19 protein-coding genes and 2 tRNA genes are annotated in these 20,869 nt (G+C 16.4%); 8 read left to right on the forward strand and 13 right to left on the reverse strand.

Annotation, left to right across the window (positions count from 1 at the left end):
* Nucleotides 1-110: 110 nt before the first annotated feature.
* On the reverse strand, nt 111-1,751 hold the full coding sequence (gene sppA / locus ACMCL3_RS00150) for a signal peptide peptidase SppA (protein WP_412728788.1): 1,641 nt from the start codon (nt 1,749-1,751) through the stop codon (nt 111-113).
* A gap of 49 nt (nt 1,752-1,800) precedes the next feature.
* On the opposite strand from sppA, the gene metG reads away from it, so the two are divergent.
* A complete protein-coding gene (gene metG, locus ACMCL3_RS00155) occupies nt 1,801-3,423 on the forward strand; it encodes a methionine--tRNA ligase (RefSeq protein WP_412728867.1) in 1,623 nt (540 codons plus the stop codon).
* 26 nt (nt 3,424-3,449) lie between these two features.
* Here the strand turns inward: metG and tyrS are convergent, their stop codons facing one another.
* From tyrS to ACMCL3_RS00185, 6 genes are all read right to left on the reverse strand, one after another.
* Nucleotides 3,450-4,727, reverse strand: coding sequence for a tyrosine--tRNA ligase (tyrS, locus tag ACMCL3_RS00160; protein ID WP_412728789.1), 1,278 nt, complete (start codon nt 4,725-4,727; stop codon nt 3,450-3,452).
* A gap of 77 nt (nt 4,728-4,804) precedes the next feature.
* Entirely contained in the window at nt 4,805-5,182 is a 378-nt protein-coding gene (gene cyoD, locus ACMCL3_RS00165; RefSeq protein ID WP_412728790.1) for a cytochrome o ubiquinol oxidase subunit IV, read from the reverse strand.
* Complete coding sequence (locus ACMCL3_RS00170) at nt 5,179-5,796, reverse strand: cytochrome c oxidase subunit 3 (RefSeq protein WP_412728791.1); 618 nt, start codon at nt 5,794-5,796, stop codon at nt 5,179-5,181. Before ACMCL3_RS00170 ends, cyoD begins: the two co-directional genes overlap by 4 nt.
* A gap of 4 nt (nt 5,797-5,800) precedes the next feature.
* Nucleotides 5,801-7,762: a cytochrome o ubiquinol oxidase subunit I gene (gene cyoB, locus ACMCL3_RS00175; protein WP_412728792.1), complete on the reverse strand. Its 1,962-nt coding sequence runs from the start codon at nt 7,760-7,762 to the stop codon at nt 5,801-5,803.
* Between the two features lie 36 nt (nt 7,763-7,798).
* The gene (gene cyoA, locus ACMCL3_RS00180) at nt 7,799-8,653 is read right to left on the reverse strand and encodes a ubiquinol oxidase subunit II (protein WP_412728793.1); all 855 of its coding nucleotides are present in this window, start codon (nt 8,651-8,653) and stop codon (nt 7,799-7,801) included.
* A 91-nt stretch (nt 8,654-8,744) separates the two neighbouring features.
* Nucleotides 8,745-8,818, reverse strand: a tRNA-Arg gene (locus ACMCL3_RS00185).
* 192 nt (nt 8,819-9,010) lie between these two features.
* Between ACMCL3_RS00185 and htpX the strand changes: the two genes are divergently transcribed.
* The 3 genes from htpX (at nt 9,011) to trpS (ending at nt 11,314) form a co-directional block, all read left to right on the forward strand.
* Nucleotides 9,011-9,874 carry a protease HtpX gene (gene htpX, locus ACMCL3_RS00190; protein WP_412728794.1) on the forward strand — a complete coding sequence of 288 codons (864 nt, stop codon included), beginning with the start codon at nt 9,011-9,013 and terminating at the stop codon, nt 9,872-9,874.
* A gap of 83 nt (nt 9,875-9,957) precedes the next feature.
* A complete protein-coding gene (gene rplY / locus ACMCL3_RS00195) occupies nt 9,958-10,242 on the forward strand; it encodes a 50S ribosomal protein L25 (protein WP_412728795.1) in 285 nt (94 codons plus the stop codon).
* Nucleotides 10,243-10,321: 79 nt separating this feature from the next.
* Complete coding sequence (gene trpS, locus ACMCL3_RS00200) at nt 10,322-11,314, forward strand: tryptophan--tRNA ligase (RefSeq protein WP_412728796.1); 993 nt, start codon at nt 10,322-10,324, stop codon at nt 11,312-11,314.
* Between the two features lie 8 nt (nt 11,315-11,322).
* Here trpS and trpA read toward each other — a convergent pair whose 3' ends face one another.
* The 4 genes from trpA to trpD all read right to left on the reverse strand — a co-directional run bounded on the left by trpA (nt 11,323) and on the right by trpD (nt 15,752).
* Nucleotides 11,323-12,132 carry a tryptophan synthase subunit alpha gene (gene trpA / locus ACMCL3_RS00205; RefSeq protein ID WP_412728797.1) on the reverse strand — a complete coding sequence of 270 codons (810 nt, stop codon included), beginning with the start codon at nt 12,130-12,132 and terminating at the stop codon, nt 11,323-11,325.
* Nucleotides 12,132-13,322: a tryptophan synthase subunit beta gene (gene trpB / locus ACMCL3_RS00210; RefSeq protein ID WP_412728798.1), complete on the reverse strand. Its 1,191-nt coding sequence runs from the start codon at nt 13,320-13,322 to the stop codon at nt 12,132-12,134. The genes trpA and trpB overlap by 1 nt, the downstream gene beginning before the upstream one ends.
* 61 nt (nt 13,323-13,383) lie before the next feature.
* Entirely contained in the window at nt 13,384-14,748 is a 1,365-nt protein-coding gene (gene trpCF, locus ACMCL3_RS00215; RefSeq protein WP_412728799.1) for a bifunctional indole-3-glycerol-phosphate synthase TrpC/phosphoribosylanthranilate isomerase TrpF, read from the reverse strand.
* Between the two features lie 5 nt (nt 14,749-14,753).
* Nucleotides 14,754-15,752 carry an anthranilate phosphoribosyltransferase gene (trpD, locus tag ACMCL3_RS00220; protein WP_412728800.1) on the reverse strand — a complete coding sequence of 333 codons (999 nt, stop codon included), beginning with the start codon at nt 15,750-15,752 and terminating at the stop codon, nt 14,754-14,756.
* 122 nt (nt 15,753-15,874) lie between these two features.
* Here trpD and ACMCL3_RS00225 point away from each other — a divergent pair.
* From ACMCL3_RS00225 to rpoD, 4 genes are all read left to right on the forward strand, one after another.
* A tRNA-Asn gene (locus tag ACMCL3_RS00225) sits at nt 15,875-15,946 on the forward strand.
* A 39-nt stretch (nt 15,947-15,985) separates the two neighbouring features.
* On the forward strand, nt 15,986-16,201 hold the full coding sequence (rpsU, locus tag ACMCL3_RS00230) for a 30S ribosomal protein S21 (RefSeq protein WP_412728802.1): 216 nt from the start codon (nt 15,986-15,988) through the stop codon (nt 16,199-16,201).
* Between the two features lie 24 nt (nt 16,202-16,225).
* Nucleotides 16,226-17,989, forward strand: a complete 1,764-nt coding sequence (gene dnaG, locus ACMCL3_RS00235; protein ID WP_412728803.1) for a DNA primase — start codon at nt 16,226-16,228, stop codon at nt 17,987-17,989.
* Nucleotides 17,990-18,090: 101 nt separating this feature from the next.
* Nucleotides 18,091-19,767 carry an RNA polymerase sigma factor RpoD gene (rpoD, locus tag ACMCL3_RS00240; protein WP_412728804.1) on the forward strand — a complete coding sequence of 559 codons (1,677 nt, stop codon included), beginning with the start codon at nt 18,091-18,093 and terminating at the stop codon, nt 19,765-19,767.
* A 73-nt stretch (nt 19,768-19,840) separates the two neighbouring features.
* Here rpoD and ACMCL3_RS00245 read toward each other — a convergent pair whose 3' ends face one another.
* Both ACMCL3_RS00245 and rplA read right to left on the reverse strand, forming a co-directional pair.
* Nucleotides 19,841-20,077 carry an oxidative damage protection protein gene (locus ACMCL3_RS00245; RefSeq protein WP_412728805.1) on the reverse strand — a complete coding sequence of 79 codons (237 nt, stop codon included), beginning with the start codon at nt 20,075-20,077 and terminating at the stop codon, nt 19,841-19,843.
* A gap of 102 nt (nt 20,078-20,179) precedes the next feature.
* Nucleotides 20,180-20,869, reverse strand: coding sequence for a 50S ribosomal protein L1 (rplA, locus tag ACMCL3_RS00250; RefSeq protein ID WP_412728806.1), 690 nt, complete (start codon nt 20,867-20,869; stop codon nt 20,180-20,182).

The following is a 20,869-nucleotide window of genomic DNA, read 5'->3' on the forward strand; positions in this document are numbered from 1 at the left end:
TAATATATTTATTAATTATAAATATATTAAAATAATATTTTTAAAAATAAAATATAAATTTTTATTAAAAATTTTATATTTTTTTAATAAATTATTAAATTATATTTTTTTTATATTATCCAATTTAAATGCCAATATTTTAATTTTGATAATTCAATTATTTTTTTAATTGCATCATCAAAATCTCCAATTTGATCTATAAGTTTGTTTTTTTTTGCTTCTTCACCTAAAAATATATTACCTTGTGATAATTGAATAATTTTTTTAACATCAATATTTCTTCTTTTACAAATTAATTTTATAAATTTTATATATCCATTTTTTACATTTAATTCAATTAATTTTGATAAATATTTTGATAATGGTTTTACAAAATTTAAATTTGATAAAGGTGATTCATTAGAACTATCATAATGAATTCCAAATGAATTTAAAAATTTTTCATAAGTATTAATTATTGTGAATACACCTATAGAACCTGTTATTGTATTACTATCAGCAATTATATAATTTGCTGCAGTAGATATCCAATATCCACCTGATGCACATATATTACCCATTAATGCAATTACAGGTTTACCTAATTTACGTATATTTAATATTTCTGAACTTATTTTTTCAGAAGCTTCAATACTTCCTCCTGGACTATTAATAAATAATATTATCGCTTTAATGTTATTATTTAATTTTGCTTTTTTTAATTTATTAATTATTTTTTTACTACTTGAAACTTGATATATATTTTTAGAATTTATAATTTTACCATTTATAAAAATTATTGCTATTTCATTTTTATTTATATTTGTATTTATATTTTTAATTTTATAATTATAAAAACTTATAAATTTATAATTATTTTTATATTTATTTAAACCAAAAAAATCAATAAATTCCTTTTTAATTTGTTTTTTAGTAATAATTTTATCTATTAATATTCTATTAAAATTATATTTATTATTATTTTTTTTTTTTAATGTAAATTTAATAAATTTTAAAATATTTTTTGGATTTTCATATAATTTAATTTTTCTATTTTTTGATATATCATAAATGTAATTTAACCATAATTTATTTAATAATTTATTTTCTAAATGTTTTGTTTTTTTAGGCATTTTATCATATATATAAGGCTCAATAGCTGTTTTTTCTATTCCTATTCTATAAATATGACAATTTATTTTTAATTTATTTAATAAAGATTTATAATAAATTTTATCATTATTTAATTCATATAAATTTAATATACCATTAGGATATATATATATATAATTTGCAAAACTAGCTAAATAATATTGAGATTTATTATAATTATCACTAATAGCAAAAATTGGTTTACCACTTTTTTTAAATTCATTTAATACTTTACCTATATATTTTAATGATGTTTGATTAGCACCTAAAAATTTATTTAATTTTAATATTATTCCTGTAATATTTTTATTTTTTTTAGCTGAACGTATAATTTTAATTATATCAAATAATGTATTTTTAAATTTAAATAAATTGTAATTTATTTTTTCTTTTATATTATTTGTATTTTTTTCATCACTTATTATACCTTTTATATCAAATAGTAAAACTTTTTTAACATTATAATTTAATATTATTTTATTTTTATATATTATTAAATAATTAAAAACATAAAAAATAATTTTTAAAAAAATAAAAATTATTATTATTTTTTTTATTAATTTAAATAGATAATTTATAATTTTTTTATAAATTGAAATTAAATTTTTAATTATTTTCATTTTTTAAATAATTTTATATTAATTAAAATAATTAAATTAAATTTATATGATTAAAATAATTAAAAAAAAAATGATTATTACATGTGCTTTTCCATATTCAAATGGTTCTATTCATATTGGTCATTTATTTGAACATATTCAAGCTGACATTTTAGTACGTTATAATAGATTAATTGGGAATAAAGTATATTTTGTATGTTCAGATGATGCACATGGTACTGCAATTATGTTAAAATCTAAAAAAGAAAATAAATTACCTAAAAATATAATTTTAAAAATATATAATGAACATATATTAGATTTTAAAAATTTTAATATAATATATGACAAATATTATTTAACTCATAATTTAGAAAATAAAAAATTGATAAATTTTTTTTTTAAAAAACTTAAACATAATGGATTTATTAAAAAAAAAAATTATAATCAATTATATGATAAAAAAAAAAAATTTTTTTTACCAGATCGTTATGTTATAGGTATTTGTCCAAAATGTTATTCATATGATCAATATGGAGATAATTGTATAATATGTGGAAATTTTTATAAGTCAACAGAATTAATAAATCCAAAATCTGTAATAACAGGAATAAAACCTATTATTAAAAATTCTAAACATTATTTTTTAAATTTAATTTTATTAAAAAAAAAAATTTATTATTGGATAAAATCTGGAGTAATTAAAAATGAAATATTAAATAAAATATTAGAATGGTATAAAAATGGAATAAAATCATGGAATATTTCTAGAAATAAACCATATTTTGGTTTTAAAATTCCAAAAGAAAAAAACAAATTTTTTTATGTTTGGTTTGATGCACCAATAGGATATATAGGAATTATTAAAAAATTATGTAATTTTAATAAAAAATTAAATTTTGATAAAATTTGGTATAAAAATTCTAATTTTGAATTATATCACTTTATAGGAAAAGATATTATATATTTTCATAGTTTATTTTGGCCATCTATGTTAGAAGGTGTAAAATTAAGAAAACCTACAAAATTATTTATTCATGGACATATAACAATAAATGATATAAAAATGTCAAAATCAAAATATAATTTTATTAATGCTAAATCATATTATAAAAATATAAATTCTGATTGTTTACGTTATTATTATGCAAGTAAAATTTCTAATTCTATAAATGATATAAATTTTAATATTAATGATTTTTTAAAATGTATTAATACAGATATTGTTAATAAATTAGCAAATTTAGCATCTAGAAGTTCTTCTTTTATAAATAAATATTTCTTTAATAAATTATCAAATAATTTTAAAAATTCAAAAATATATCAAATTTTTATAAAAGAATCAAAAAAAATTTCAAAATTATATTTAAATATGAAAATTAGTTCTATAATACGTATAGTAATAAAATTAGTTGATTTAGCTAATATTTATATAAATATTAAAAAACCTTGGTTATTATTTAAAATTAAAAAATATGATAATTTACATAAAATTTGTTCAATGTGTATAAATTTATTTAAAATTTTAATTACTTATTTAAAACCTATTATTCCAAATTTTATTTTAAATTCTGAAAAATTTTTAAATATAAAATTAACTTGGAATGGAATTAAAAAACCTATGTTAGGACATAAAATTAAAAAATTTAAAATGTTATTTAAAAGAATTAAAAAAAAACATATTTTAAAATAATTTATAATTAAATTATTTTAAAATATTTAAAAATTTTTCCATAAAATTAAACAAAAATTTTTTTTCCCTTTTTTAATTATAGTATAATAATTATATAAACGATCTTTTTTATTAAATATATATTCAGGATTAGATTGTTTAATATTATTAATACTAATTGAATTAGATTTTATAATTTTATAAGCTTTACTATAAGAATTTACAAAACCTGCTTTTATAATTGATTTTTTTAAACTAACATTAATATAAAATGATATTGTAGGTATATTTAATTCTAGTTGTAAAAAATCAAATTTTGTTAAATTATTATAACAATCTTTAAATAAATTTTTTGTAATACGTAATGCAATATTTAATTCTTTTTTACCATGTACTAATCTTGTAATTTCTTTAGCTAATATATATTGTGCTTTTGGTTTTTTTGTATTTTTTTTTTCTTCTTTTTCTAATTTATCAATTTTTTTAATATTTATAAATGTAAAAATTTTTAAAAAATTATAAACATCTTTATCACTTACATTAATCCAAAATTGATAAAATTTATAAGGACTAGTTTTTTTTTTAGATAACCATATAGTTTTTTTTTCTGTTTTACCAAATTTAATACCATTTGATTGTTTTATAATAGGTGAAGTTAAACCAAAAACTTTTTTTTTATAAATACGATATATTAAATCAATACCAGAAACAATATTACCCCATTGATCAGAACCTCCAATTTGTAATATTACTTTATATTTTTTATATAATTTTAAAAAATCATAACTTTGTAATAAATTATATGAAAATTCAGTAAAAGAAATACTTTTATCTTCAAAATTTAATCTTTGTTTAACAAAATCTTTTTTAATCATTTTATTTATATAAAAATATTTACCAATATTACGTAAAAAATATAAAATATTTATTTTTTTATACCATTTATAATTATTTATTATAATTGCATTATTAAAATCATAATTAAAATCTAAAAAATATTTAATTTGATTTTCAATTTTTTTTGACCATATCTTAATATCATTTTTATTATTTAATTTACGTTCATTTAATTTAAAACTTGGATCACCAATTAAACTAGTTGCACCACCTATTAATATTATAGGTTTATGTCCTAATAATTGAAATCTTTTTAATAATATAATTGGTAATAAATGACCTAAATGTAAACTATCAGCTGTTGGATCAAAACCACAATATAGTGCTATTTTTTTTTTAAATAATATTTTTTTAATTTCTTCTTCTTTTGTGATTTGATTTATTAATAGTCTTTTATTTAAAATTTTAATTAAATTATTATATTTCATATTAATTTTAAAAAATATTTTAAAATATTTTTTTAAATTTTATTTAAAATATAAAATATTTTTTAAAATTATTAAAATTAATTTAATAACATATTTTTATTTAAATTAAACATTATCCAAATAGAACCAAATATAAGTATTAAAATTATCATAAAAGTAAAAATTAATGTAATAAAATTTAATTTTTCTTGTTTAGAAGTATTAACATGTAAAAAAAATTTTAATTGTATAATTATTTGAATTAATGAAAATAAAATTGCTATATAAATATTAAATATTTTATTTAAAAATTCATATTTTATTGTAATAAATGGAATTATTGTTAATATTATTGATATTATATATCCAATATAATAATTTTTAATTGAATAAAACTTATATTTATTATTATTATTATTATTATTATTATTATTATTATTATTGTTGTTGTTATTATTATTAATTATTTTTTTCATTTATTTAAATAACCTAAAAAATATATTATAGTGAATACACATATCCATATAATATCTAAAAAATGCCAAAATAAACTTAAACAAATTAATCTAGTTTTATTAGCTGGAATTAAATTATCTGTTTTTATTTGTAAAATAGTAATTAAAATCCATATTAATCCAAAAAAGACATGTGCTCCATGAATAAAAAGAATTGAAAAAAAACTTGACATATAAGCATTATAATTAGGTCCAATATGTATTTTAATAAAATGATTTAATTCATTAAATTCAATAATTAAAAATGTTAAACCTAATAAAAAAGTTAAAAATAACCAATTATTTAAACTTTTTATATTATTAGAATTAATTTTTGAAATTGCTATTCCAAAAGTAAATGCACTTGTAAGTAATATTATTGTTTCTAATAATACACTATTTAAATTAAATATTTCTTTTTTAATAAAAAAATTAATTTTATTATTATTTAAAACCATATATATAGCAAATAAACAAGCAAAAAAAATACAATCACTCATAATATAAATCCAAAAACCAAAAATTTTTTTATAATTTATATCTAAACATTTATAATCTAAAAAAGATTTTTTTTTATTTATATTATTTATATTCATAATTCTATTTTATTCCTTTATTATTTATAAATTCATTTTTTTTTATATAATTTACAGAAATTTCATAATAATTTTTTATAATAAAACTTCTTAAAATAATAATTAAAATAATAAAAAATATACTTAATATTGCTAACCACCAAATATACCAAACCATTGAAAATCCAAATAATAAACTAAATATTCCTATTATAAATCCTGAAGATGTATTATTAGGTATTTTAATAATTTTATAAATTTTTTCTTTATATTGTAAATTTTCATTTTTAATATGCCAAAATGCATCAATATCTTTTACTTTAGGAATTACAGCAAAATTATATTTATTTGGAGGAGAACAAGTAGACCATTCTAAAGTTCTTCCATTCCAAGGGTCACCAGAAATATCAATATTTTTTTTTTTATCACGAAAACTCACATAAAATTGTATTATTTGAAATATAACACCTATTAAAATTAATATAGCTCCTATTTCTGCGATAAATAAAAGAAAATGAAAATTTTTATTTATATTTTGACTTAATCTTCTTGTCATTCCCATAAAACCTAATAAATATAATGGTAGAAATGCTATTAAAAAACCAATAATCCATAACCAAAATGCTCTTATTCCCCATTTTTCATTTAATTTAAAACCAAAAAATTTAGGAAACCAATAAGTAACACCAGCAAAACACCCAAAAACTACACCACCAATTATAACATTATGAAAATGAGCAATTAAAAATAAACTATTGTGAAGATAGTAATTAGCACCTGGAACAGATAATAAAACTCCACTCATTCCACCAATAGAAAATGAAATTATAAATCCAATTGTCCATAACATAGCAGAATTAATTTTTATACGTCCTTTATACATAGTAAAAATCCAATTAAATATTTTAACTCCTGTTGGTATAGCTATTATCATAGTAGCTATTCCAAAAAATGAGTTAACATTAGCACCCGCTCCCATAGTAAAAAAATGATGTAACCAAACTATAAAAGATAATATAGTTATTGATATAGTTGCTAAAATTAAAGATTTATAACCAAATAATTTTTTTTGAGAAAATGTAGAAGTAATTTCAGAAAAAATTCCAAAAATAGGCATTAATATATACACTTCTGGATGTCCCCAAGCCCAAATTAAATTTATATACATCATTATATTTCCGCCCATATTATTAGTAAAAAAATGTGTTCCTATATATCTATCAAAAGTTAATAATAAAATAGTAACTGTAAGTATAGGAAATGATAAAACAATTAATATATTACTACATAAAGATGTCCAAATAAAAATTGGCATTTTCATTAATGACATACCAGGAGCTCTCATTTTTAATATAGTTACTATAAAATTAATTCCAGTTAATAATGTTCCTATACCAGATATTTGTAAACTCCATATCCAATAATCAACTCCTACACTTGGACTATATTGTTTATTTGATAATGGTGGATATGATAACCATCCAGTTTGAGCAAATTCTCCAATTCCAAGTGATATATTAATTAATAATGCACTAAAAAAAAATAACCAAAAACTAAGAGAATTTAAAAATGGAAAAGCAACATCACGTGTTCCTATTTGAAGAGGTATAATTAAATTCATAAAACCTACTATAAAAGGCATAGCCATAAAAAAAATCATTATAACACCATGTGCAGTAAATATTTGATTATAATGACTTGAAGATAAAAATCCAGTTTTACCTGAAGAAACTATAGCTTGTTGACTACGCATCATTAAAGCATCTACAAAACCTCTTATAAACATAATTATTGAAATTGTTATATACATTATTCCTATTTTTTTATGATCTAATGATATAATATATTCATTCCATAACCATTTCCATTTATTAAAATGTGTCATAGTAACTATAAACAATATAAAAAATATTAAAACTATACTTATAGTACACATTATAATTGGTTCATGTATTGGAATAGCATTAAATGTTAATTTTCCAAACATAAATAATTCCTTTTTTAATTTTTTTTTTATATTTTATTATTTAATAAAATTTAATATTATTTTTTTAAATAAATTATTTTCTACATTAGAATAATATTCTATTGGATTATTTTCACTTTGTTTACTAATATAATAAAATTGTCTATTATTTAATATAGTTTTTTTTGACATTTTTACTATATTTAACCATTTTTTAAATTCATTATTATTTTCAGTTACAATAACTTTAAATTTCATATTAGAAAATCCTTTACCACTAAAACTACTTGAAAAACCTTCATAATTACCAGATTCATTACTTATTAAATTTAATTTACTTTCCATTCCAGCCATTGAATAAATTTGACTACCTAATTTAGGAATAAAAAAAGAATTCATAACTGAATTTGAAGTAATTTTAAATTTTATTGGAGTATTTTTAGGAAAACAAATTTCATTTATAGTAGCAATTTTATTATTAGGGTAAATAAATAACCATTTCCAATCTAATGATATAACTTCAATTTCAATAGGTTCATTACAATTAATTAATGGTTTATAAGGATCTAAAACATGTGTCGTTTTTAAAGTTATTGTTCCAAGTATTAAAATTATTATAATTGGTATTGTCCATATTAAAAATTCTATTTTTTTTGAATTACACCAATTAGGTTTATATATTTTTTTTTCTTTTTCATTATATTTTAAAAAAAAAAATATAGTAATATATATAACAGGAATTATAATAATTAACATTAAAATAATAGATGTAATTATTAATTTTTTTTCTAATAAACTAATATCACCTTTTGTCTTAATTAAAAAAAAGGGAGCACTACTAAAAATAAATATAATTAATGTAATTATAAAAAAAAATATAGTTAAAAAAATATTTTTATTTTTAATTTTCATTTTTAAAATCCTAATAAAAATATTTGATATAAAAGTATTTTTAAAATATTTATTTTTTAAATAAATATTTTTAAATATTAAAATTTTTATTTACGTCCTACAGGAATCGAACCTGTGACCAACAACTTAGAAGGTTGCTGCTCTATCCTACTGAGCTAAGGACGTGTTAAATTTTTTATTATAATATTTATTTTAAAATATTTTAAATTATATTTAAATATTTATTTTTAATTAAAAATAAATAATAAAAATTTGTAAAATATAAAAAATTAATATATTATAATATTTTATTATTAATATTATTTTATATTTAAATAAATTTTTTATTTTTATATAAAATACATTAAAAGGAAAAAAATGAGAACTATTTTATTTATTTTAACAAATTTATTGATAGTAATAGTTTTTGGATTTTTTTTTAAATTATTAGGTTTACAAAATAACATTAATCAAATTTCAATTTTTATAATGATTTTATTTGGTTTTTTTGGTTCAATTATATCTTTATTACTTTCTAAATTTGTAACATTAAATTCTATAAATGGAAAAATAATTAAAAATCCAATTAATAGAAATGAAATATGGTTATTAGAAACTATTTCAAAATTTTCTAAAATAAGTAATATTAAGACACCAGAAATAATTATATATAATTCAAATGATATAAATGCATTTGCTACAGGTTTTAATTGTAATAATTCTTTAATTGGTTTAAGTAGTGGGTTATTAAAATATATGAATTATAATCAAATAAAAGCAGTTATTGCACATGAAATTTCTCATATTAATAATGGTGATATGGTTACAATGGGATTATTACAAGGTGTAATGAATACATTTGTTTTATTTTTTTCTCAATTTATTTCAAATTTAATATATAAAAAAGAAAATCAAGATAATGAAAAAAATATTTTTTTAAATATATTTAATTCATTTAGTTTTTCATTTTTTGAAATTTTATTTGGATCTTTAGCAAATATTGTAGTAATGGGGTTTTCTCGTTATAGAGAATTTCGTGCAGATGCTGATGCAATAAAATTTGTTGGAAAATATAATATGATATCTGCACTTAATAGATTAAAATTTAGTAATAAATTAAATTTAAAAAATAATTTAAAAGTTTTTTATATAAATGGTAAAAATTTTAATATTTTAAATAATTTATTTAATTCACATCCTTCAATTGATGAACGTATTAAAGCAATAAAAAATATTAAATAATATTATATATTGTAAATATGAATTTATTTTTTAAAAAAAATTTATATAATTAAAATTTAAATTTAAATAAGAAAAATAAAAAAATGTTAATAATAAATGCTAAAATTCGAAAGTTTATAGGTAAAAGTTCAAGTAGAAGGTTACGTAAAAAAAATAAATTTCCTGCTATTATTTATGGAAATAATAAAATTAATATAAATATTGAACTAGAACATGATTATATAAAAAATATTATAAAAAAAAAAAATATATATTTTAAACATTTTTTTATAAATATTAATAATAATATTTTAAATGTTAAAATTAAAGATATTCAATGGCATTCAATTAAACTAAAAATTTTACATATTGATTTTTTAATAATTTAATATTTATAATTAATTTAAAAATTATTATTTTTAAAAAATATTTAAATATTTAAATATTTTAAAATTAAATTTTAAAAAAATGAAAAAAAAAATAGTATTTAGTGGTATTCAACCGTCAGGTAATTTAACAATTGGTAACTATATTGGAGTAATAAAACAATGGGTTAAAATGCAAGAAATATATAATTGTATTTTTTGCATTGTTGATTTACATTCATTAACTCAATGTAATAATAAATTAAAATTAGATAAAACAATTTTAGATACATTAGCATTATATTTAGCTTGTGGAATAAATCCTAATAAAAGTATCATATTTGTTCAATCACATGTTTCTGAACATACCAAATTAAGTTGGATTTTAAGTTGTTATACTTATTATGGTGAATTAAATCGTATGACACAATTTAAAAATAATAAAATTAAAAATAAAAATATAAATTCTGGAATTTTATTTTATCCAATTTTAATGTCATCAGATATTTTATTATATAACACAAATTATGTTCCAATAGGAGAAGACCAAAAACAACATATTGAATTATGTAGAAATATTGCTAATAGATTTAATAAAATATTTGGTAATATATTTAATATTCCAAAACCATGTATATTAAAAAATGGTAGTCGTATATTATCTTTACAAGAACCATATAAAAAAATGTCAAAATCTGATAATAATTCAAATAATGTTATTTATTTATTAGATAATAAAATAGATATTTTTAAAAAAATAAAATTTGCAAAAACTGATTCAGAAAAGAATCCAAAAATTAAATATGATATTATTAAAAAACCTGGTTTATCAAATTTATTAAATATTTTTTCTGGAATTACAGGTAAAACAATTAAACAATTAGAAAAAGAATTTTATGGAAAATTATATATTGATTTAAAATATAAAATAATTAAAATTTTATCAATTTTTTTAGAAAGAATACAAAAAAATTATTATAATATTAGAAAAAATGAGGATTTTTTAAAAAATATAATTTTTGAAGGATCAAAAAAAGCTAATAAAATAGCAAAAAAAACTATATCAAAAATTAATTCTAAACTTAAATTATATTAAATTAAATATTAATCATATAAAGTTGCTTTTTTCATAATTTTAATAAATTTTGTTAATTTTTTAAACATTTTAAAATAATTTTTTTGATTTTGCTCTATTATTTTAATTATAGCAGAACCAGAAATAACACCTGAAATTCCTAAATTAATTGAATAATTAATTTGTGATGGTTTAAAAATTCCAAAACCTTGAATTATTGGAGCTGAATTATATTCAATTAATTTATTAATTATTTTAATATTAGGTTTTATATTTTTTTTTTCTGTTCCTGTAACTCCACTACGAGATAATAAATATATATAACCTTTACTGTTTGAAGAAATTTCACGTAATAAATTATTATTTGAATTTGGTGGACAAATAAAAATTTGTTTTATATCATAAATTAAAGAAGTTTTTAGAAATATTTTAGATTCTTCATAAGGTAAATCAGCAATAAGAACTGAATCTACACCTGAAATTTTACAATTATAATAAAAATTTTTAATACCATTGTTAAAAACTAAATTAGTATAAGTCAATATTCCAATTGGAATATTATTAAATTTTTTACGTATATTATAAATCATTTCAAAACATTTTTTAATTGTAATATTATATTTAAATGATCTTAATATTGAATTTTGAACAATTATTCCATCTGCTAATGGATCTGAAAATGGTATACCTAATTCTAGAGCATCGGCACCATTTAAAATTAAATGTTCAATTATTTTGATTGATATTTCTGGATTAATATCACCTAAAATTAAAAAAGGAATAAAAGCACCTTGTTTTTTAATATTTAATTTTTTAAACATTTTTTGATAACGTTTCATCAAATTTCCTTATTTTCTAAAATATTAAAAACAGTTAATATATCTTTATCTCCACGTCCAGATAAATTTACTATTATAATTTGTTTTTTTTTTGGTTTTTTATATATATTTTTAATTGCATAAGCTAATGCATGAGAAGATTCTAATGCAGGTATAATTCCTTCATAATGAGATAAAAGTAAAAATGCTTCTAATGCTTCATTATCTGTAACTGATACATATTTTACTCTTTTAATACTATTTAAAAAAGCATGTTCAGGTCCAACAGAAGGAAAATCTAAACCTGCTGAAATAGAATAAGATTGTTTTATTTGTCCTTCATTAGTTTGAATAATTAAAGATTTCATACCAAAATAAATTCCTAAAGTACCATGTTTAATAGGTGCACCGTGTTTTTTAGTTTTAATTCCATAACCAGCAGGTTCTATACCAATTAATTTAACTTTTTTATATTTTAAAAAATTTGAAAATATACCTATAGCATTTGAACCACCTCCAACACATGCTAAAATTTTATTTGGAAGAATTTTTTCATTTTTAAGTATTTGTTTTTTAGTTTCTTTTCCTATTATTTTTTGAAATTCATGAACAATTGTTGGATATGGATGAGGTCCTGCAACAGTTCCTAACATATAATAAGAATTTTTATAATTATATGACCAATCTCTTAATGCTTCGTTACAAGCATCTTTAAGAGTTTTAGAACCAGTATATACTGGTATTACATCTGCTCCCATCAATCTCATTCTAAATACATTAGATGATTGACGTTTTAAATCTTTATAACCCATATATATTCTACATTTTAATCCTAATAAAGAACTAGCAAATGCAGAAGCTACTCCATGTTGACCAGCTCCAGTTTCAGCAATTATTTCTTTTTTTCCCATTTTTTTAGCTAATAATACTTGCCCAAGTACTTGATTAGTTTTATGAGCACCTCCATGAAGTAAATCTTCACGTTTTAAATATAATTTTGTTTTAGTTTTTTTTGTTATATTTTTACATAAAGTTAAGGGTGTTGGACGACCAGCATAATTTTTAAGTAAATTTAAAAATATTTTTTTAAATTTTTTATTATTTAATGAATTTATAAAATTTTTTTCTAATTCTTTTAAAGGTTTAATAAGAATTTGAGGTACATATTGACCTCCAAATTTACCAAAATAAGGATTTAATATTTTTTTCATAAAATTCCTTTAATATTTAATACAATGTTGATATTTATATTTTTATATTATATGAATAAATTTAATAATCTCTTAAAATTTTATTTAATAAATTTATTTTTTTATGATCTTTTATACCTGGTTTTATTTCAATTCCTGAATTAAAATCTAATCCTAAACATTTTAAATTAATAGCTTTATAACAATTTTCAATATTTATTCCTCCAGCTAAAATAACATTATTAAAATTATATTTATCATTCATTAAAGACCAATTAAATTGTTTTCCTGTTCCACCTTGTTTATTATCAAAAACATATCTTTTAATATTTTTTAAATTTCTTTCAGGAATTTTTTTATTTATACTAAAAACTTTCCAAATTTTTGTTTTTTTAGGTATTAGTTTTTTTAATATATTTATATAATTCTGATTTTCTTTACCATGTAATTGAATAGAATATAATTTTAAATATTCACAAATTTTAACTATTTTTTTAATATTTTCATTTTTAAATATACCTACATATTTTAAAGGTATTTTAGAAATTATATTAAATGCTATTTTTATATTAATTTTACGAATTGAATTATTTACAAAATTTAAACCACCATAAATTATTCCATTTTTATAAGTTATTTTAGAATCTTCAATATTAGTTAAACCACAAATTTTATTTTCTCCTAAAATTATTTTACATACTGCAGAATTTAAATTTTTTTCAGACATTAATATACTACCTATTAAAAATCCATTTACATATTTACTAATTTTTCTAACTTGTAAATTATTTTTTATTCCAGATTCACTAATAATTATAATATTTTTTGGTATTTTAATAGATAATTTAATAGTTCTATTTAAATCAATACTTAAATCATGCAAATTACGATTATTAATACCAATAATTTTTGCATTTAATTTTATCGCACGATTTAATTCATCTTCATTTATAATTTCAGTTAATACATTCATATTTAAACTTTCTGCTATTTTTTTAAATTTTATATATTTTTCATCATTTAATATAGATAACATTAATAAAATTGCATCAGCTTTATAATATCTTGCTAAATATATTTGATATTCATCAATAATAAAATCTTTACATAAAATAGGTAAATTTGTTTTCTTATTGACTTCATTTAAAAAATTAAAATCACCTTTAAAATATTTTTCATCAGTTAAAACTGATATAGCATCTGCATATTTTTTATAAATTGAAATAATTTTTGAAATATTAAAATTTTTTCTTATTATACCTTTTGAAGGAGAAGCTTTTTTACATTCTAAAATAAAAACAGTTTTTTTTTTTTTTAATGATTTATAAAAATCACGATTACTTTTAATAATATTTTTTTTAATGTAATTTAATGAAAATTGTTTTTTTTTATATATAATCCAATTTATTTTATCTTTAATAATATTATTAAGAATTGTATAATTCACAATTTTTATTCCTTTATTAAATGTAATATTTTTTTATAACTATTCCCATGTTTTATTATTTTTAATATTTCTTTAACATTTTTTAATAAATTATTTTTATTAAATAATTTTAATAATAAACCAATATTAGCTGATATAATTGAATTATGAGCTAAATTACCTTTACCTTTTAATATGTTTTTAAAATTTTCATATTTTTTTTTTTCTTTAAAATTTAAAATTTTATTTAAAGAAAATCTTTTTAATCCTATTATTTCAGGTTCTAATTGATAAGTTTTAATATTATTTTTTTTAAGTTCAGATATATATGTATTTGAATGTATAGCAACTTCATCTAAACCTCCTCCATGAACAACAGCAGCATTTTTATATTTTAATATTTTTAAAATTTTTATAATTATTAAAATTAAATTAATATCATTTACACCAATTAAAATTATTGGAGGTTTTAAAGGATTGATAAGAGGTCCAATAATATTAAATAATGTACTACTTTTAATTTTTTTCCTAATCTCTATTACTTTATTAAAAATAGAATTATATTTAGAAGCAAATAAAAAACAAATATTATAATTATTTAAATAATTTAATATTTTAGATGAATTAATATTAAAATTTACATTAAATTTTTTTAAAATATTAAAAGATCCAGAAACATTTGAAATACCATAATTTCCATGTTTTATAACTTTAATACCATAAGTTGATGCAATTAAAGCACTTATTGTTGAAATATTTATACTATTTATATTATCTCCACCTGTTCCAACAATATCAGAAAATATAAAATTAGGTTTATTTATTTTTTTTGATTTTTTTAATAATAAATTTATTGATCCTAATAATTCATCAATATAGTAACCTCTTATTTTTATAGTTATAAGAAAAGAAATTATGTTTTTTTTATTTATTTTTTTATAATAAATTTTATTAAAAAGTTTATATGTTTCAAATTTATTTATAAAATTATATTTAAAAATTTTTTCTAAAATTTTATATACCATTATTCCTTATTTTTTAAATATATTAAATTTAAATATTATATTAAATAATAACTATATTTTTAATAAATTTTAATTTGACATTTTAAAAATAATTAATATAATTAAATTATATAAATTAAAAATCCTCTGTAGTTCAGTGGTAGAACAGCGGACTGTTAATCCGCGTGTCATTGGTTCAAATCCAGTCAGAGGAGTTTTTATAAATTAATATTAATTAATTTTTTTTAAAAAATATGCCTAAAATTAAAATTAAAAAATTTGAACCATTTGAAGTTGCTTTAAGAAGATTTAAAAGAATATGTGAAAAATCTGGAATTTTATCAGAATTGAAAAAAAGAGAATTTTATGAAAAACCTTCTATTATTAAAAAAAAAAAAAAAAAAATTGCAATTAAAAGAAATATTAAAAAAATAACAAAAGGAAATTTTAAAAAACCTCGTTTATATTAATTTTTTAAAATATTTTAAAATATAATGAAAAATAATATTAATAAAACAATTTCAAAAATCTTTATAAAAGATTTAATTCAAATGACTAATATTATTGATGTAATTAATAAAAGTATACATTTAAAAAAAAAAGGTAATAATTATGTTGCTTGTTGTCCTTTTCATTCTGAAAAAAATCCTTCTTTTACTGTAAATTATGAAAAACAATTTTATTATTGTTTTGGTTGTGGAGTACATGGAAATGTAATTGATTTTTTAATAAATTATGAAAAATTTAATTTTATAGAAAGTATTGAAGAATTATCAATATTAAATTCTGTTAATATAATTTATGAAAATGAATCATCATTAAATGAATTTAAAAAAATTGATAAAAAAAAATTATATAAAATTATAAAAGAAATAGAAATTTTATATAAAAAAAATTTATTTGATAAAAAAAATATTAAAGTATTAAATTATCTTATCAAAAGAGGTTTAAGTAAAAATATAATTAAAAAATTTTCAATTGGTTTTACTACATTTAAAAAAAATAGCATATTTGAAAAATTTAAATATGATGAATATAAAATTAAACTTTTACATGAAATAGGTATATTATTTACAAAAAATAAAATAATATACGATAGATTTAATTTTAGAATAATGTTTCCGATTATAGATAGACATGGTAAAACAATTGGATTTGGAGGTCGTAAATTAAATAATGGAATATGTAAATATATAAATTCACCAGAAACTGCAATATTTAAAAAAGGTAAAAATCTTTATGGATTTTATAATTTAATTAATAAAAAAAAAAAATATAAATATATTTTGATAGTAGAAGGATATATTGATTATTTAATGCTTTATCAATATAAAATTTATAATGTAGTAGCTATTTTAGGAACTAATATAACAATATATAACATTCAACTGTTATTTAGAAATACAGATACTATTATATTTTGTTATGATGGAGATTCAGCTGGATTTCAAGCAGCTTGGAATTCATTAAAGTTAAGTATTTTATATATGAAAGATGGAAAACAAATTAAATTTGTTTTTTTACCAGATAATGAAGATCCAGATACATTAATAAAAAAAGAAGGAATTAAAAATTTTCAAAAAAGAATAGATAATGCAAAAACATTTACAAATTTTTTATTTGATAAATTATTATTTAATTTAGATATAAGTAATTTAAATGATCGTATTAAATTTAGTATTAAAGCTTTAAATTTAATTTCTAAAATTCCTGGAGATTTACTTAGAATAAATTTAAGAAAAATATTAAGTATTAAAATTGGATTATTAGATGATATACAATTAGAAAATTGGATTAAAACAAAATCAGAAAATAATTATAATAATTTTTTAAACATTAAAAGAACAAATATAAGAAATATAATTTCTTTAATTATACAAAATCCTAAATTATCAAAATTTATACCTTCAATTAATAATTTAGAAAATATAAAATTTTATTATCCTGGAATAGATTTTCTTATAGGTTTATTAAAAATTATTTTTTCTAATCCTAATATTAATACTGGACAATTATTAGAAATTTATCGTGATAAAAAAACAAATAAAATTATTAAAATTTTATCAAAATTAAATATTTCATTATATAATAATGAAAAAATTAAAAAATTTTTTTTAAAAAATATTATTTTTTTTTTAAATAATTTAATTAAAAAAAAAATAGAAAAATTAATATTAAAATCTAGATTTATTGGTTTAAATTTAGAAGAAAAAAAAAAAATAATTTTTTTAAATAAAATTTTATTTAATAAAAATTAATATTTAAAAAAAATAATAAATATTTAAATTTTTTATTAATGTTATATTTTTAAAATTATTAAATTAATAAAATAATAAAAAATAAATTTTAAAAATTCAAAATGAATATTAAAAAAAAAAAAAATAAAAAAAAAAAAATTATATTAGATGAATATAATTTAAATGATAAAGATGATGAAGAAATTAATAAAAATATAGATAAAATTATAAATAATATTAAATTAGAAATATGTCAAAAAAATGATCCGGTAAGAATATATATGAGGGAAATTAATAATACAGAATTATTAACTCGTGAAGAAGAAATAGATATTTTAAGAAGAATAGAACAAGGTACTAATCAAATTTTGTGTTCTTTAATAAAATATCCTAAAATTATTAATTATATTTTTAATAAATATAATAAAATTAAAAAAGGAAATTATCGTTTATCTGAATTTATTATTGGATTTATTGAAAAAAATGAAGTTACTGGTAAAAATGTATATGTTAGTTTTAAACAGAGAAGACGAAAATATGAAAAATATATAATTAAAAATAAAAAAAACTTTGATTTAGATCAAGAAATTAATTTTAGTATATCAGATAAAATTTTTAATAATTTAAGAATTAGTTATAAAAAAATATGTTATTATAATATAAAATTTGGTTATAATTCAATATATTATTTTAAAGAAATTAAAAATTTAATTCAATGTTTTAAAAAAATTAAATTTGTTCCAAAAGAAATAGATAATTTAATAAAAATTGTTAAATCTATAATTTTTTATATTAATAAAATTAAAAAAAGAAAAATAAAAATTTATAAAAAAAAATTTAAAATGAAACCAAAAATTTTAAATTTTTTATTTTCAAATTCTAATATTAATATTAATTATTTAAAAAAAAAAAAAAAAAAAATATTTTCTTTAATATTAAAAAATAATTATAAAAATATTAAAGAAATTATTAAAAAAGTAAAAAAAATTGAAAATGATATAGGTATAAATATAAAATTAATTAAAAATATTAATTTTCAAATATTTTTAGGTAAAAATAAAATAAATATTGCTAAACGAGAATTAATAAAATCAAATTTACGTTTAGTAATTTCTATAGCTAAAAAATATAGTTATAAAAATATGCAATTTATAGATTTAATACAAGAAGGGAATATAGGTTTAATAAAAGCAATAGAAAAATTCGAATATAGAAGAGGATATAAATTTTCAACATATGCAACTTGGTGGATTAGACAAACTATCACAAGATCTATTTCTGAAAAAGCTAGAACTATAAGAATTCCTACACATATGATTGAAATAATTAATAAAATTAATAAAATTAAAAAAAAAATTATTAATAAAACAGGTGTTAAACCAACTTCTAAAGAATTATCTTTACATATGTCAATTTCAGAAAATAAAATTTATAATATTTTAAAAATTACTAAAGAACCTATATCTTTAGAAACTCCTATAAATGATGAAAATGAAACAAATTTAGGTGATTTAATTAAAGATACATCAATTGAAACTCCATTAAAAAATGCTATTTATAAAAATTTAGAATTAACTACAAATAAACTTTTATCTGATCTTACTCCACGTGAATCTAAAGTTATAAGAATGAGATTTGGAATTAATATGAAATCTGATTATACTCTTGAAGAAATTGGTAAAAAATTTAATGTTACTCGTGAACGTATTAGACAAATTGAAGCAAAAGCACTTAAAAAATTAAGACATCATAATCGTTCAAAAATTTTAATAAATTTTTTAGAAAATAATTTTATATAATATTTTTTTTAAATATTAAATTTAAAAATTTTATTAAATTTATTTTTATAATATTTAAAAATATTTTAATAAATTATTTTTTAAAAAATAAAAAATTTAACATTTTTTTTTCTATTTTATTAATATGTTTACTATTTGACATATTTAAATTATTTTTATTAATATAAATTGTTTGAAATTTTATCCATTTTTTCCACGATTTTATTGATATATTATTTAATATTTTTTTACCTATTTTTCCTGGATATATTTGAAAATTATAACCATTTTCAATTTTTTTAGAATAAAAACAAAAAATTTTTTTAATCATATTATATTTTTTAAAATTATTAAATATTTAAAATATTAAAAAAAATAATTATAAAATTTAAAATTATTTTTAAAATTTAATATTTCAAAATAAATAAAATTTTTAATATTCATTTTTATCAATTATTAAATTTATACCCATTGTAGTTGATAAATTTATTTTTTTAATATAAATTCCTTTTATTTCTTGAGGTTTTTCTTTTTTTATTTTATTAATTAATGTTTCCAAATTTGCTATTAATTTATATGTATTAAAATTTATTTTTCCTATAGTCGCATGTATAATACCATTTTTATCATTTTTATAAATAATTTGACCAAATTTAATATTTTTAATTGTTTTATATAAATTATTTGTAATAGTTCCAAATTTTAAACTTGGCATCAATCCTTTTGGTCCAATTTTTTTTGCTAATTTATTCACTAAAGGTAAAGCTTCTTTAGAAGAAATTAAAATTTTAAAATTTATTTTTTTTTTTTTAATTTTTTCATAAAGGTCTTTCATACCAATATAATCAGCTTTTGCTTTTTTTGCATCATTTGCTTGTAAACCTTCAGCAAAAACAGCAACTTTAATATTTCTTCCAGTACCAAATGGTAATAAAACATTACCTAAAATATTTTGTTTTTTTTTTTTAGTATCTATTCCTAAATTAATTGAAACATCAAGATTTTCAATAAAATTAACAATACTAAATTTTTTTAAAATATTAATTGCATCTTGTATTTTATAAGTTTTATAAAAATTTATATTTTTTTTTATAAATTTTATACGTTTACTTAAATTTGACAT

The organism is Enterobacterales bacterium endosymbiont of Anomoneura mori (assembly GCF_047159375.1).
Taxonomy (GTDB): Bacteria; Pseudomonadota; Gammaproteobacteria; order Enterobacterales; family Enterobacteriaceae_A.